The organism is Herbaspirillum sp. DW155 (genome assembly GCF_037076565.1).
Taxonomy (GTDB): Bacteria; Pseudomonadota; Gammaproteobacteria; order Burkholderiales; family Burkholderiaceae_D; genus Herbaspirillum.
The window spans coordinates 3,732,244-3,747,143 of record NZ_AP029028.1; the positions used below are offsets into that span (position 1 = coordinate 3,732,244).

Sequence of the window (14,900 nt, forward strand, 5' to 3'; positions counted from 1 at the left end):
ATCCGCAGGAGAACAGCATGAACAAGCAAACCGAACAATTCCTCACGACCCTGGCGCAGCCGCCCAGGGACTGGAGCACCGTGGGCAAGCCGCATCCGCATGAATCGGCGATCCTGCACGTGACCGGCGAGGCCACCTACACCGATGACATCGCCGAGCTGCACGGCACGCTGCATGCGGCGCTCGGGCTGTCGCAAAAGGCCCACGCACGCGTGCGCGCCATCGACCTGGAGCAGGTCAAGGCCGCGCCCGGCGTGCGCGCCGTCTTCACCGCTGAAGACATTCCGGGCGAGAACGAATGCGGTGCCATCATCCATGACGATCCGGTGCTGGCCGATGGCCTGGTGCAATACGTGGGCCAGCCGGTCTTCATCGTGGTGGCCGACAGCCATGACCAGGCCCGCCGTGCCGCGCGCCTGGCGGTGATCGACTACGAAGAACTGCCCCCGATCCTGACGCCGCGTGAGGCCCATGCCGCGCAGTCCTACGTCCTGCCGCCCATGCACCTGAGGCGCGGCGACCCGGCCACCGCGCTGGCGCAGGCACCGCACAAGCTGCGCGGGCAGTTCGATGTGGGCGGGCAGGAACAGTTCTATCTGGAAGGGCAGATCTCCTATGCCATCCCCAAGGAGGGGCGTGGCATGCACGTGTATTGCTCGACCCAGCATCCCAGCGAGATGCAGCATCACATCGCCACCGTCCTGAAGATCGCGTCGCACGACGTGCTGGTGGAATGCCGGCGCATGGGTGGCGGCTTCGGCGGCAAGGAATCGCAGTCGGCCCTGTGGGCCTGCGCCGCGGCGGTGGCGGCGGCGCGCCTGCGGCGGCCGGTCAAGCTGCGTGCCGACCGCGATGACGACATGATGGTCACCGGCAAGCGTCACTGCTTTGCCTATGACTACGAGATCGGCTATGACGACGATGGCCGCATCGTCGCGGCAAAGATCGACATGATCTTGCGCGCCGGTTTCTCGGCCGACCTGTCCGGGCCGGTGGCCACGCGGGCGGTCTGCCACTTCGACAATGCCTACTATCTCTCGGACGTGGACATCCGCGCCCTGTGCGGCAAGACCAACACGCAGTCCAATACCGCCTTCCGTGGCTTCGGCGGCCCGCAAGGGGCACTGGCCATCGAATACATCCTCGACGACATCGCCCGCCATCTCGGACGCGACCCGCTGGAAATCCGCCGCAACAATTTCTATGGCCCCAGCGACGCCGAAGGACCGGAGGCGCGCAACGTCACGCACTACGGCCAGAAGGTGGAAGACAACGTGATCCACGGCCTGGTGGACCAGCTCGAACGCAGCAGCCGCTATCAGGAACGCCGCCGCGCCGTGGCCGACTTCAATGCCGCCAATACGGTACTCAAGAAGGGGTTGGCGCTTACGCCCGTGAAGTTCGGCATTTCCTTCAACGTGCCGCACCTGAACCAGGCCGGCTCGCTGGTGCACGTCTATACCGATGGCTCGGTGCTGGTCAATCACGGTGGCACCGAGATGGGACAAGGCTTGAACACCAAGGTGGCGCAGGTGGTGGCCAATGCGCTGGGCGTGCCGCTGGAGAAGGTGCGCTGCACCGCCACCGACACCAGCAAGATCGCCAACACCTCGGCCACGGCGGCCTCCACCGGCAGCGACCTCAACGGCAAGGCGGCGCAGGATGCCGCCCTGCAGATCCGCGCGCGCCTGGCCGAGGTGGCGGCCGGGCATTTCGGCGTGGCAGCTTCGGAAGTGCGCTTTGCCGATGGCCTGGTGCTGGCAGGCAAGCAGTCGCTGCCTTTCGTCGAACTGGTGATGAAGGCTTATCTGCAACGGGTGCAGCTGTGGTCCGATGGTTTCTATTCCACGCCCAAGGTGCATTGGGATGCCAAGCGCATGCATGGTCACCCCTTCTTCTATTTCGCCTATGCGGCGGCGGTGTCGGAAGTGGTGATCGACACCCTCACCGGCGAATGGAAACTATTGCAGGCCGACCTGCTGTATGACGCGGGAGAAAGCCTGAACCCGGCGCTCGACATCGGCCAGGTGGAAGGCGGCTTCATTCAGGGCATGGGCTGGCTGACCACCGAGGAGCTGTGGTGGAACAAGGACGGCAAACTGATGACGCATGCGCCTTCCACCTACAAGATCCCGGCCATCTCGGATTGCCCGGAAGCCTTCCGCACCGCGCTGTATGCCAACAGCAATGTCTCGGACACCATCCACCGCTCCAAGGCGGTCGGTGAGCCGCCGCTGTTGTTGCCGTTTTCGGTATTCCTGGCGATCCGCGATGCGATCTCGTCGGTGGGGGCACATCGTGTCAGTCCGCCGCTGCGTGCGCCGGCCACCAGCGAAGCCATCCTCGATGCGATCGATGCCGTGCGCGCGGCCATGCTCACCCAGTAAAGCCGCAACGGAGAACCATCATGACGACATGGTTGACGGCCTTGCGCCAGATGCAGCAGAAGACGGTCCCGGCCGTGCTGGTGACGGTGGCAGAGATCCAGGGTTCGACACCGCGCGAGCCGGGGGCGCGCATGCTCTATACCGCCGACAGCCAGTTCGACACCATCGGCGGCGGCCATCTGGAATGGCGCGCGGCACAGATCGCGCGCGCCATGCTGGCGGGCGGCTCCGAAGGGCTGAGCGATTCGCGGCGACTTGAACGCATCGCGCTGGGCCCCAGCCTGGGGCAGTGCTGCGGGGGGGTGGTGTTTCTCTGCTTCGAGCGGATTACCGCCGATGAAGCCGCTTTGCAGACCTGGCAGGCACTGGAGCAAGCCTGGGCCAGCGGCACCGACCGCTGGCGCGCGCTGCCGCTGGATCATGCCGATCCCCTGCGCTTGCTGGACAGCAATGCGCAAGACTACGGCCTGCCGCTGGAGGCCCTGAAGCAGTCGCGCCAGACCCGGCTGGTGCGCGACCATCAAGGCCGCCGCTGGCTGCTCGACCTGTGCCGGGCGCACCAGCCGCAGGTGGTGCTGTTCGGTGCCGGCCATGTCGGGACGGCCATCGTGAAGGTCTTGTCCACCCTGCCCTGCCGGGTGTTGTGGGTGGATGAGCGGGAAGACATGTTCCTCGCAGGCTTGCCGCCACAGATCCGCATCGAGGCCACCGACGTGCCCAATGCCGCGGTCGACCTGGCCGAGCCCGGCGCGTACTATCTCGTGATGACCCACAGCCACGCCCTCGACCAGCAACTGAGCGAACGCATCTTGAAGCGCGAAGATGCCGCCTGGTTCGGCCTGATCGGCTCGCAGACCAAGCGCAGGCAGTTCGAGCATCGTCTCGCCGAACGCGGCTTCTCGGCGGCCCTGCTGGAACGCATCACTTGCCCCATCGGCATTCCCGGCATCTATGGCAAGGAACCCGCCAGCATCGCCATCGCGGTGGTAGCGCAACTGATGCAGCTGTGGGAATTGCGCTTTACCCCACCCAAACCCAAGGCATGGCCACTGAGTCTGGTCACACACGCTCTGGACGGCAGAGGCTGAAGGAACACCCTGCCGTCACCCTCCGGGAATCGGCCCGACCGGCCTGATTCCCCTGCGATTCCACCTTCTGCCCTCACGGAAAGCAGCGTCACGTCGCTGCCTTCCAGTATGATGAACTTTGAATCAACGGCCCGCCCCCGGGCGGCGCCGCGCGCCCCGAGAAAACACCATGACTCCATCCCTGCAAGCCTACCGCGCCAGCCTGCTGTATTTCACCAACGATCCGGCCTTCGACGAACACGCCACCCAATGGCACAGCGATGGCCTGCTGCTGGTGCAAGACGGCAAGATACAGGCGGCCGGCGACCATGCCCGACTTGCAGCCAGCCTGCCGCCCGGCACCGTCGTCGAAGACCTGCGCGGCAAGATCCTCTGCCCCGGCTTCATCGATACCCACGTCCACTATCCGCAGACCGACATCATCGGCTCGCCCGCGCCGGGTCTCCTGCCCTGGCTGGACAATTACACCTTCCCCGCCGAGCGCCGCTTCCAGCAGCCGGAACACGCGGCACAAGTGGCCGACTTCTTCCTGACCGAACTGCTGCGCAACGGCACCACCAGCGCGGCCGTCTATTGCACGGTGCATCCGCAGTCGGTGGATGCCTTCTTTGCCGCCAGCCATGCCCGCAACCTGCGCATGGTGGCCGGCAAGTGCCTGATGGACCGCAATGCACCGGATTTCCTGTGTGATACCGCCGAATCGGGCGTGCGCGAGAGCGAGGAACTGATCGCCCGCTGGCACAACAAGGGGCGCCAGCATTACGCCATCACCGTGCGTTTCGCACCGACCTCCACGCCTGAACAGATGAAGCTGGCCGGTGAGCTGGCGGCACAGTATCCGGACGCCTACATCCAGACCCACGTGGCCGAAAACACCGATGAAGTGCAATGGGTCAAGGAACTCTATCCCGATGCGCGCAGCTACCTCGACGTGTATGACGGCTATGGCCTCATGCGCCAGCGCGCGCTGTATGCCCACTGTATCTGGCTGGACGACCAGGACCGCGCCCGCATGGCGGCCACGCAATCGGCAGCGACCCTGTGCCCGACCTCCAACCTGTTCCTGGGCAGCGGCCTGTTCGATTTCGCCCGTGCCGATGCGGCGCGCGTGCCCTTGTCCCTGGCCACTGACGTGGGCGGCGGCACCAGCTTCTCGATGCTGCAGACCATGAACGAGCTCTACAAGGTGGCGCGCATGGGCGGCACCTATCTGCCGGCGCAGCGCATGTTCTACCTGGCCACGCTGGGCGGCGCGCGCGCCTTGCAGCTGGAAGGCCGCATTGGCAGCTTCACGCCCGGCTGCGAGGCCGACTTCATCGTCCTCGATCCGCAGGCCACGCCCTTGCTGGCACGCCGCAGCGCCACCACCGGTAGCCTGGAGGAACAATTGTTCGCCTTGGCCATCCTCGGCGATGACCGGGCCATCGCCGCGACCTATTCAGCGGGGGTGCGGGTACACCAGCGCTGAAGAACCTTTCATATCGGCTCCCTAGGATGGAAAGCCGGGCCCGCCATTGGGGTGAGCCTGGCTTTTTTGTGGCCGTCATTCTGTGAGCGTTTATCCAATCTTTTCGTCACTGCCGGGCAGCCGCTTGAGCGAACATCGCGTGTCGATGTATCCCTCAAGCAACATCAATTGATATTTTATGTCGACGAATTTATCAATTGATTTAATATCGGAGCCTCTGCCATGTCAGCGACCAGATTGCAGGTGCAGCACTTCCTGAACCAGCTCGCCGCCTTGCACCCCGGCGACATCCTCCTGTCGCGCCAGCGCAAAACCCTGGATTTCATGGCAGAGATCGATTACGAGATGATCGATGTGGTACGTGAGTTGAGACAGCTCCGGATCGAGGACTACAGCTACGGGCCGAACCAGAACGACTGGGGAACAGGCTGGGTCTGGCACTTCGGCAAGACGGTGGTGCAGTGCGTGAACAAGACGGAGCTGGCCCATCGCGTGTACATCAAGCTCTGTCTTGCCGTCACGCGCGAGGGACGCCGGAGCACGTGCATGTCCTTCCACCGGCCCGAACAAGCGATGAGATTTCCTTACCAGAAGCCCCCTGTGCAATGGAGTGTGTGATGCCGGTCAAACCTTTTGAAATCTGTCCGAACTGTGCCGGCGAAGGCACGGTGCAACTCGTCAGCACCACGGAAACCCGTACCGTGAACAAGGAGGACTTCGAAGTCCCGGTGGACTATTTCGCCTGCCAGCGCTGCGGCGAAAGCTTCCAGACCCTGGACATGGAAGACAGCCTGGTGAGGGCGCGCGAACTGTATCGCACCCGGCACGGCATGGTCAGGCCGGAGCAGCTGACCGCCTGGCGCAAATCGCTCGGGCTGTCGCAAGCCGAACTGGCGGCCGTGCTGGGCTGGGGCGTAGCCACGGTGAGCCGCTATGAAAACGGCAAGCTGCAATCGGACGCCCACGACAAGTCCATGCGCATGGCCATGCGCTCTGCCGACACCCTGATCGAACTGGTCCGCAGTGCCCGGGGGCTGCCCGCCCAGGTGCGCACCCGGCTGATGGCCGAACTGGAAAAAAGGGCCGGCTCGGCGGCCCTGGAGAAGGCCTTCACCAGCAGCGCACGTAGCGCGCCGGGCGAAACCATCCGGCTGGAGAAGCTGGAACAACTGGTGCTGCTGCTGGGTGAAGGCGAAGGAGTCTTCGTCACCAAACTCAACAAGCTGCTGTTCTACAGCGACTTCAAGCACTATCAGCAGCATGGCCGCAGTCTCTCGGGCCTGGCTTATGAGCGCCTGCCCTACGGGCCGGTCCCCTCGGCTTTCCGGCTGCTGTTTTGCTTGCTGGAGCAGCGCGGCGTGATCGAGCAGGTGGAAGTGCAGGTGGGCAGCGCCGAAGGTACGCAGGTGCGGCCCTTGCGGGCTGCGGATCGCAACGTCTTCGACGAGGAAGAACTGGCGCTCCTGCTCGCCATCAAGAAGCGCTTTGCCGAGATGGGTGCCAACGAGATATCAGAGGCCTCCCACCGCGAGCAGGCCTGGATCCAGACGCCCATGGCTGCCCTGATCGACTACCGCCATGCGGCGGCATTGAGCTTCTGAAGCGGCTCAGCGCGGCTGATACAGACAGATGAACGCATCCACCGCCCGTTGCGCCGAGGCCTTGAGCTTGGCCGCAGGGATATCGGTAACCACGTCGAGCATGCGCATTTCCATCCATTCCGCTTCCATCAGCGCGCGCAACTGCATGCTCGCGATCCAGGGGTCGTCCGGCTGCAACTGGCCGGCCTTCATCTTGACCTCGATGAACTCGGCAATGCGCGTCCAGCCCCGCTTGGGGCCTCGCTCATAGAGCATCGGCCCCAGTTCGGACCTGCCCGCGTAATACATCGCCAGCCGCTTGACGGCGACAATCTCCGGCCGGAACACCACGGCAAGATAATGCTCGGCCAGACGCAATAAACCGCTGCGCAGTTCGTCTTCATTGCGCAAGGACATGAACATTTCTTCGAACTGGCACCCCACCTGCTTGATCATCACCTCCACGAAGATCTCTTCCTTGGAGCTGAAATAGTTGTACAGCGTGGCCTTGGAACCGCCGATACGGGCCGAGATTTCGGCCATCGAGGCGCCCTCGAAACCGATTTCCTTGAATACCTCGGCCGCGATGTCGATCATCTGCTGGCGCCGTTCCTCACTCTTCTTGCGCATGGTTGTCCCGTGATGCCGGCCGGAAAGCCGGCCAATCCCGAATTATAGGCGACGATACCGTCGAAAGCCGCCTGATCACCATCAAATACGCGCAAAAAATCACTGTTGCGGCGTTGCCGCAGAAAGACGAGTAATTTCTCGCAACGAGCCTTGACACTTCATAAAACCGAATACTATACTGAACTGTACAGTTATAAAACATTGGATTTTCTGATTCAGTCGTTCACTCCACCATCTACGCAAATGAACAACAACTCATTCCTCCCCGCCCAGCGCGCGCCTCATCCGGCGCTGCGGCCGCAGCGGCGCACCCTGCCGTGGCGGCGGGCCGCGTCGGTCTCGGCGGCCGTGCTGGCGGCAGCACTCACCGCCGGGTGTGCCTCCTTCACGGACTTGGGCCCGCGCGCCGAGCCCAAGTCCATCGACCACTACCAGAGCAGCCAGACCCTGGCCGCCGATGCCGTGCAGGCCGCCTGGCCGCGCGATCAATGGTGGAAGGTGTACGGCGATGCGCAATTGAACGCCCTCATCGACGAAGCCCTGCAAAACGCGCCCTCCATGGCCGTGGCCAAGGCACGCCTGATGAATGCCGAAGGCACGGCCCAGCAGAAAGGGGCGGCGCTGCTGCCGGAAGTGAGCGGCAATGCCTCGCTGGACCACATGAAGCAGTCCTATAACAACGGCTTCCCGCCCGCGCTGGTACCGCACGGCTACAACAACGAAACCCGCACCACCCTGGATTTCAGCTATGAAATCGACTTCTGGGGCAAGAACCGCGCGGCCCTGGCCGCTGCCACCTCGGAACTGGAAGCCAGCCGCGCCGACGCCGCCCAGGCGCGCATCACCCTGGCCACCTCGATTGCCTCGGCCTATGCCGAACTGGCGCAGCTCTACACCCAGCGCGACACCAACGAAGCGGCCCTGAAGGTGCGTGAAGAAACGCTGGACCTGTTCCAGCAGCGTTTGGCCAACGGCCTGGAAACGCGCGGCTCGGTCAAGCAGATGGAAGCGCGTCGTGCCCTGGCCCAGGCTGAGCTGAAAGCCACCGACGAATCCATCGGCCTGCAACGCAACAAGCTGGCTGCACTGGCCGGCGCCGGTCCGGATCGCGGCCTGCAACTGACGCGTCCGCAGATCGACATGACCAAGCCCTTCGGCCTGCCGGCGCAACTGCCGGTGGAACTGCTGGGCCGCCGTCCCGACATCGTGGCCGCGCGCCTGCGTGCCGAGGCGGCGGGCAAGCAGATCAAGGTGGCGCGGGCTGCCTTCTACCCCAACGTCAACCTGTCGGCCTATATCGGTTTCCAGTCGCTGGGCCTGAGCATGCTCAGCCGCAACGGTTCGGACATCGGCAGCATCGGTCCGGCGATCTCGCTGCCCATCTTCAATGGCGGCCGTCTGCGCGGACAGTTCCGCTCGGCCAGCGCCAGCTATGACGAAGCCGTAGCCAACTATGACCAGGCCGTCACCCAGGCCCTGCAGGACGTGGCCGACGTGGGCGTGAGCGAGAAAGCCCTGGCCGGACGCCTGCACGACATGCAGGCCGCCGCCGATGCCGCCGAAGAGGCTTATCGCATCGCCAGCAACCGCTACGCGGGCGGTCTGAACACTTACCTCGACGTACTCAATGCGCAGGACACGCTCATCAGCAATCTGCGCCAGCTCTCCGATCTGCGCTCGCGCCTGTTCACCCTGGATGTCGCGCTGGTGCGCGCTCTGGGCGGCGGCTACCGTGCCGCCGATGACGGCAACAGCCAAGACAGCGCCACCGCGCCCCACACCGACACGCAAGCGAAAGGTTGAACATCATGTCCCACAGTGATTCCCAAGCGGCCCACACCCTGGCCGAAGACACCCAGCAACGCAATGAAGCCGCCGCCCGCGCGGCCGCCGCGCAAAAGCGCAAGAAGCTCTTTTCCATCTTCGGCGGCGTGATCGCCATCGTCGCCGTCGGCTACGGCGCCTACTGGTACCTGATCGGTTCGCGCTATGTCGAGACCGACAACGCCTATACCGGCGCCGAAGTGGCCACCGTCACCCCGGCCGTCAACGGCATTGTTTCGGCTGTCGATGTGGTCGATACCCAAGCCGTCAAGAAGGGCGACGTACTGGTACGCATCGATGATGCCGACGCCAGACTGGCCGTGGACCAGGCCGCCGCCGACCTGGACCGTACCGAGCGCAAGGTCCGCGGTTACTTCGCCAACGATGCCGGCCTGGCGGCCCAGGTGCTGGCCCGCGAAGCGGACCAGAAGCGCGCCAGCGCCCAGCTGCTGTCGGCCCAGGCCGATCTGCAGCGCGCTCAGATCGACCTGCAGCGCCGCGAAGCGCTGGCCAGGTCGGGTTCGGTCTCCGGTGAAGAACTGACCAATGCCCGCACCGCCCTGCTGACCGCGCAGGCCAATCTGAAGGCCGCCGAAGCCGCCGAAGTACAGTCCCGCGCCAACATCAAGGCCACCCAAGGTGCAGAAATGGCCAGCACCGTGCTGACCGCCCGCACCACGGTGGACGACAACCCGGAAGTAGTCCTGGCCCGCGCCAAGCTCAATCAAGCCAGGCTGGACCTGGAGCGCACCGTGCTGCGCGCGCCGGTCGATGGCGTCATCGCCCGCCGCCAGGTACAGGTCGGCCAGCACGTGCAAAGCGGCGCCAGCCTGCTGTCGGTGGTGCCGATGCAAGAGATGCACGTGGATGCCAATTTCAAGGAAGGCCAGCTGACCAAGGTACGCATCGGCCAGCCGGTGACGATGACCTCCGACCTCTATGGCGGCTCGGTGCAATACCACGGCGTGGTCACGGGCCTCTCAGGCGGCACCGGTTCGGCCTTTGCCGTGATCCCGGCGCAAAACGCCACCGGCAACTGGATCAAGGTGGTGCAGCGCCTGCCGGTGCGCATCTCGCTGGACCCCAAGGAGCTGGCCCAGCATCCGCTGTCGGTGGGCCTGTCGATGGTGGTGGAGATCGATACCCGCGGCCCGGTCCAGACCGGTAACGTGCAGGCCAAGTCGGCCCAGAACACCGATACCAAGGCTGCCGCGCTGTAAGCCGGCGGCCACGACAGAGAGAACTTCATCATGTCATCCACATTGAGTGCAGAGGCCGGCGATCTGCCAGCCCCCCAGCCTGGGCCTCTGGAGGCGCCGCTGAGCGGCGGCCAGTTGGTGGGCGCCGGCATCCTGCTGGCGGCGGCCAACTTCATCGCGGTGCTCGACACCACCATCGCCAACGTCTCCGTGTCGACCATCTCGGGCGCCCTGGGCGCATCGACCAGCCAGGGCACCTACGTCATCACCTCCTATGCGGTGGCCGAGGCCATCACCGTGCCGTTGACCGGCTGGCTGGCCAATCGCTTCGGCACGGTGCGCGTGTTCATCCTCTCGATGATCATGTTCGGCCTGTTCTCGGCGCTGTGCGGCCTGGCCAATTCGCTGGGCATGCTGATCGCCTTCCGCGTCATGCAGGGCCTGGCCGGGGGTCCGCTGATGCCGCTGTCGCAAACCCTGCTGCTGCGCATCTTCCCCAAGGAGAAGGCGCCTGCCGCGGTGGGCCTGTGGGCCATGACCACGCTGGTGGCGCCGATTGCCGGCCCGATCCTGGGCGGGGTGCTGTGCGACCAGTACAGCTGGCCCTATATCTTCTGGATCAACGTGCCGGTGGCACTGATCTGCGGCTACCTCGGCTGGCGCATGCTCAAGCGTTTCGAGACCAGGACCAGCAAGCTGCCCATCGACCGCGTGGGCCTGATCCTGATGGTGGTCTGGGTCGCCGCCCTGCAACTGATGCTCGATGAAGGCAAGGAAAAGGACTGGTTCGCCTCCACCGAGATCGTGCTGCTGGCCATCACGGCGGTAGTGTTCTTCATCGCCTTCCTGATCTGGGAGCTGACCGAGCACACGCCCATCGTCGACCTGCGGGTGTTCCGCCATCGCGGCTTCACGGCCAGCGTGGTCACCATCTGTCTGGCCTTCGGCGCCTTCTTCGGCTCGGTGGTGTTGACGCCGCTCTGGCTGCAGGGCTACATGGGTTATACGGCCACCTGGTCGGGCTGCATCTCGGCGCTCAGCGGCATCCTGGCAGTGGTCGCCGCGCCCATGGTAGCCAAGGCCTCCACCACAGTGGATGCGCGCAAGCTGGTCTGCTTCGGGGTGACCTGGCTGGGCCTGATCACCGCCCTGCGCGGCTTCAGCAATACCGACATGACGTTCTTCCAGATCGGCTGGCCCATGTTCCTGCAGGGCATCGGCTTGCCGCTGTTCTTCGTGCCGCTGACCGGGCTGGCGCTGTCCAGCGTGAACGAGGAAGAAACCGCATCGGCAGCCGGCCTGATGAGCTTCTGCCGCACCATGTCCGGTGCCATTGCCACCTCCATCGTCAACACCAGCTGGGAAAACGACGCCACCTATTACCACGCGGAACTGTCCGGCCTGGTCGATCGCAGCGGCGATGCGCTCAAGGCCATGATGGCCTCGGGCATGAGCGCCGAACAGGCCACCTCCTCGCTGGCCCAAACGGTGCAGAACCAGGCCGTGATGCTGTCGACCAACCATATCTTCCTGATGGCGGCGGTGTCCTTCTCGCTGGCGGCCATAGCGGTATGGCTGGCGCCCAAGCCGACCCGGGTGGCCGATACGACAGCAGCGCACTGATTCGCCTTCTCTTCTCCCCCACAGTCCGTCCTCCCCCTGCGGACTGGGCAGGCGGCCACTTCGGTGGCCGCCTGTTTTTTTGGGGCCGCAGGATTTTCTGATGGCCGGGCTTCCGAACTTTCTTGAAATTGTCCCGCTGCTTTGCCCGCTTCAGGCCAGCACCATGCCGCACCCTTGGCTGCACCGGGACAATGCGCGTACAATCCCGGCTCAAGCATGCGGACCACGGTCCGCATTTTTGATTTATGGCGACCCGCCCGTCGGGCCGCCAGGCTGACTTCCCGCCGCCGGCCGTGGCCTGATGAACCCGTGGCCTCCACGCAGATCCAGGCCAGCCCGCGCGGCAGTGCATTCCCGAACTTGCAAGAAGCGATCTGTGCATCGCCACCCGGACCCATGACCAAAGACCTCGCCGCCCACACGCCGATGATGCAGCAGTATCTGCGCATCAAAGCGGACCACCCCAACACGCTGGTGTTCTACCGCATGGGCGATTTCTACGAACTGTTTTTCGAGGATGCCGAAAAGGCCTCGCGCCTGATGGGCGTGACCCTCACCCAGCGCGGCTCCTCCAACGGCAACCCGATCAAGATGGCGGGCGTGCCCTTCCACTCGGTGGAGCAATACCTGGCGCGCCTGATCAAGCTGGGCGAGTCGGTGGCGATCTGCGAACAGATCGGCGACCCGGCCACCAGCAAGGGGCCGGTCGAGCGCAAGGTGGTGCGGGTGGTCACGCCCGGCACCCTGACCGATTCCGACCTCTTGCCCGAAAAGGCCGAGCGCTGCCTGCTGGCCATGCAACTGCTGCCCTCCAAGTCGCGCAAGCAGATGCAGGTCGGCCTGGCCTGGCTGTCCATGGCCAGCGGCGCGCTGAAGATGATGGAATTCACGGTCGAGGCGCATTTGCTGGATGGCCGCGTCAAACAGGAACTGGAACGCATCTCCGCCGCCGAGGTGCTGGTGGCCGATGGCCAGCTGGAGCAGTGCGAGCCACTGCTGCCGAACCGCGCCGTGACGGTGCCGGACTGGCATTTCGACCAGCCCAGCAGCGAGAAGGCCCTGCTCGATCAGCTGGGCGTAGCCACCCTGCACGGCTTCGGTGCCGACGGCCTGGGCCCGGCCATCTGCGCCGCCGGCGCCCTGCTGCGCTATGCGCAATCGACCCAGGGACGCGGCCTGCAGCACGTGCGCACGCTCACGGTCGAATCCGAGAACGAATTCATCGGCCTGGACGCCGCCACCCGACGCAACCTGGAATTGACCGAAACCATCCGCGCGCAGGATGCCAATGCGCTGGCCCCCACGCTCTTCTCCACGCTGGACCACTGCCGTACCGCGATGGGTTCGCGCCTGCTGCGCCACTGGCTGCATCACGCCCTGCGCGACCAGCAGGTGGCGCGCGCACGCCACGCCGCCATCAATGCGCTCATGCGCACGGACGCCTGCTCGGGCCTGTCGGCTACGCTGGCGGCCGTGCCCGACATCGAACGCATCACTACCCGCATCGCCCTGCTGTCGGCGCGTCCGCGCGATCTGGCGGGATTGCGTAGCGGCCTGCAGCAGTTGGGTTCATTGCGTGCCTACGTGGAGATGTGCGCCCGCGACGCCGAAGCGCCGCTGCTGGGCCAGCTGCACGAAGACCTGGCCACGCCCGTGGAATGCCTTGACCTGCTGGAACGCGCCATCATGCTGGAACCCGCCGCCATGGTGCGCGACGGCGGCGTGATCGCGCGCGGCTATGATGCCGAGCTGGATGAACTGCGCGGCCTCTCGGAAAACGCCGGCCAGTACCTGCTGGAACTGGAAGCGCGCGAGCGTGAACGCACCGGCATCGCCAACCTGCGGGTGGAATACAACAAGGTCCACGGCTTCTACATCGAAGTCACCCACGGCCAGACCGACAAGGTGCCGGAAGACTATCGCCGCCGCCAGACCCTCAAGAACGCCGAACGCTACATCATCCCCGAACTGAAGGCCTTCGAGGACAAGGCGCTCTCCGCGCAGGAACGTTCACTGTCGCGCGAGAAGTTCCTCTATGAGCAGCTTCTCAATGACATGGGCGTTCATATCGTGCGCCTGCAAGCCATCGCCCATGCCCTGGCCCAGCTCGATACCCTGGTCGCCCTGGCCGACCATGCCGTGCGCAACAACTGGTGCGCGCCGCAACTGGTGGCCGAGCCCTGCATCCAGATCGAGCAAGGCCGCCATCCGGTGGTGGAAAACCAGATCGAGCGCTTCATCGCCAACGATTGCCAGCTCGCCGCCGAACGCAAGCTGCTCCTGATCACCGGCCCCAACATGGGCGGTAAGTCGACCTTCATGCGCCAGGTGGCGCTGATCACGCTGCTGGCCTACGTGGGCAGCTTCGTGCCCGCCACCAGCGCCGTGATCGGGCCGATCGACCGCATCTTCACCCGGATCGGCGCGGCCGATGACCTGGCCGGGGGGCGCTCCACCTTCATGGTGGAGATGACCGAATCGGCCTCCATCCTCAACAACGCCACCGAACATTCGCTGGTGCTGATGGATGAGGTCGGGCGCGGCACCTCGACGTTCGACGGGCTGGCGCTGGCCTGGGCGATTGCCAAGCACCTCATCGATGTGACGCGCAGCTTCACCCTCTTTGCGACCCACTACTTCGAACTGACGCAGTTGCCAGATATCCACCCGACCGCAGCCAACGTGCATCTCTCGGCGGTGGAGCACAAGGACAGCATCGTCTTCCTGCACGCGGTGCAGAGCGGCCCCGCTTCGCAGAGCTACGGGCTGCAGGTGGCACAGCTGGCCGGGGTGCCGGCGCCGGTCATCCGGGCCGCGCGCAAGCATCTGTCGGCGCTGGAAAGCCAGTCCATGCAAGCGACCCCGCAGTTCGACCTGTTCAGCTCCGCATCCTTCACGGAACCGGCAGCGGAACCTGAAGAAACGCACGATGAACGCAACCCCGCGAGCGCGGTCGAACCCGATCCGCTGGCCCAGGCGCTGCTGCACTCGCTGGACGGCATCGATCCGGATGCCCTCACGCCGCGCCAGGCGCTGGAAGCGCTGTACCAGCTCAAGGCCCTGAGCCGGGGACAATAACGAGACCACGGCAAGCTGCCCCC

The 14,900-nt window shown here is 64.9% G+C and carries 10 protein-coding genes; 9 read left to right on the top strand and 1 reads right to left on the bottom strand.

Annotated elements, in window-relative coordinates; translation table 11 throughout:
* The first annotated feature begins 17 nt into the window (after positions 1–17).
* The 5 genes from xdhB to AACH55_RS16990 all read left to right on the top strand — a co-directional run bounded on the left by xdhB (position 18) and on the right by AACH55_RS16990 (position 6,544).
* The gene (xdhB, locus tag AACH55_RS16970; protein ID WP_338715835.1) at positions 18–2,387 is read left to right on the top strand and encodes a xanthine dehydrogenase molybdopterin binding subunit; all 2,370 of its coding nucleotides are present in this window, start codon (positions 18–20) and stop codon (positions 2,385–2,387) included.
* A gap of 20 nt (positions 2,388–2,407) precedes the next feature.
* The gene (gene xdhC / locus AACH55_RS16975) at positions 2,408–3,475 is read left to right on the top strand and encodes a xanthine dehydrogenase accessory protein XdhC (protein WP_338715836.1); all 1,068 of its coding nucleotides are present in this window, start codon (positions 2,408–2,410) and stop codon (positions 3,473–3,475) included.
* 169 nt (positions 3,476–3,644) lie between these two features.
* Complete coding sequence (guaD, locus tag AACH55_RS16980) at positions 3,645–4,943, top strand: guanine deaminase (protein ID WP_338715837.1); 1,299 nt, start codon at positions 3,645–3,647, stop codon at positions 4,941–4,943.
* 222 nt (positions 4,944–5,165) lie between these two features.
* Entirely contained in the window at positions 5,166–5,561 is a 396-nt protein-coding gene (locus AACH55_RS16985) for a hypothetical protein (protein WP_338715838.1), read from the top strand.
* Complete coding sequence (locus AACH55_RS16990) at positions 5,561–6,544, top strand: type II TA system antitoxin MqsA family protein (protein WP_338715839.1); 984 nt, start codon at positions 5,561–5,563, stop codon at positions 6,542–6,544. Before AACH55_RS16985 ends, AACH55_RS16990 begins: the two co-directional genes overlap by 1 nt.
* A gap of 6 nt (positions 6,545–6,550) precedes the next feature.
* Here AACH55_RS16990 and AACH55_RS16995 read toward each other — a convergent pair whose 3' ends face one another.
* Positions 6,551–7,153 carry a TetR/AcrR family transcriptional regulator gene (locus AACH55_RS16995; protein WP_338715840.1) on the bottom strand — a complete coding sequence of 201 codons (603 nt, stop codon included), beginning with the start codon at positions 7,151–7,153 and terminating at the stop codon, positions 6,551–6,553.
* A gap of 243 nt (positions 7,154–7,396) precedes the next feature.
* Between AACH55_RS16995 and AACH55_RS17000 the strand changes: the two genes are divergently transcribed.
* The 4 genes from AACH55_RS17000 to mutS all read left to right on the top strand — a co-directional run bounded on the left by AACH55_RS17000 (position 7,397) and on the right by mutS (position 14,877).
* Positions 7,397–8,956, top strand: a complete 1,560-nt coding sequence (locus tag AACH55_RS17000) for an efflux transporter outer membrane subunit (RefSeq protein ID WP_338715841.1) — start codon at positions 7,397–7,399, stop codon at positions 8,954–8,956.
* A 5-nt stretch (positions 8,957–8,961) separates the two neighbouring features.
* Positions 8,962–10,197, top strand: a complete 1,236-nt coding sequence (locus tag AACH55_RS17005; RefSeq protein ID WP_338715842.1) for an HlyD family efflux transporter periplasmic adaptor subunit — start codon at positions 8,962–8,964, stop codon at positions 10,195–10,197.
* Between the two features lie 30 nt (positions 10,198–10,227).
* Positions 10,228–11,799: a DHA2 family efflux MFS transporter permease subunit gene (locus tag AACH55_RS17010; protein WP_338715843.1), complete on the top strand. Its 1,572-nt coding sequence runs from the start codon at positions 10,228–10,230 to the stop codon at positions 11,797–11,799.
* 396 nt (positions 11,800–12,195) lie between these two features.
* A complete protein-coding gene (gene mutS / locus AACH55_RS17015) occupies positions 12,196–14,877 on the top strand; it encodes a DNA mismatch repair protein MutS (RefSeq protein ID WP_338715844.1) in 2,682 nt (893 codons plus the stop codon).
* Positions 14,878–14,900: the final 23 nt, after the last annotated feature.

Excerpts from the sequence above, each read along its gene's own strand:
- xdhB (WP_338715835.1), top strand. The coding sequence starts at position 18 with ATGAACAAGCAAACCGAACAATTCCTCACGACCCTGGCGCAGCCGCCC.
- xdhC (WP_338715836.1), top strand. The coding sequence starts at position 2,408 with ATGACGACATGGTTGACGGCCTTGCGCCAGATGCAGCAGAAGACGGTC.
- guaD (WP_338715837.1), top strand. The coding sequence starts at position 3,645 with ATGACTCCATCCCTGCAAGCCTACCGCGCCAGCCTGCTGTATTTCACC.
- AACH55_RS16985 (WP_338715838.1), top strand. The coding sequence starts at position 5,166 with ATGTCAGCGACCAGATTGCAGGTGCAGCACTTCCTGAACCAGCTCGCC.
- AACH55_RS16990 (WP_338715839.1), top strand. The coding sequence starts at position 5,561 with ATGCCGGTCAAACCTTTTGAAATCTGTCCGAACTGTGCCGGCGAAGGC.
- AACH55_RS16995 (WP_338715840.1), bottom strand. The coding sequence starts at position 7,153 with ATGCGCAAGAAGAGTGAGGAACGGCGCCAGCAGATGATCGACATCGCG.
- AACH55_RS17000 (WP_338715841.1), top strand. The coding sequence starts at position 7,397 with ATGAACAACAACTCATTCCTCCCCGCCCAGCGCGCGCCTCATCCGGCG.
- AACH55_RS17005 (WP_338715842.1), top strand. The coding sequence starts at position 8,962 with ATGTCCCACAGTGATTCCCAAGCGGCCCACACCCTGGCCGAAGACACC.
- AACH55_RS17010 (WP_338715843.1), top strand. The coding sequence starts at position 10,228 with ATGTCATCCACATTGAGTGCAGAGGCCGGCGATCTGCCAGCCCCCCAG.
- mutS (WP_338715844.1), top strand. The coding sequence starts at position 12,196 with ATGACCAAAGACCTCGCCGCCCACACGCCGATGATGCAGCAGTATCTG.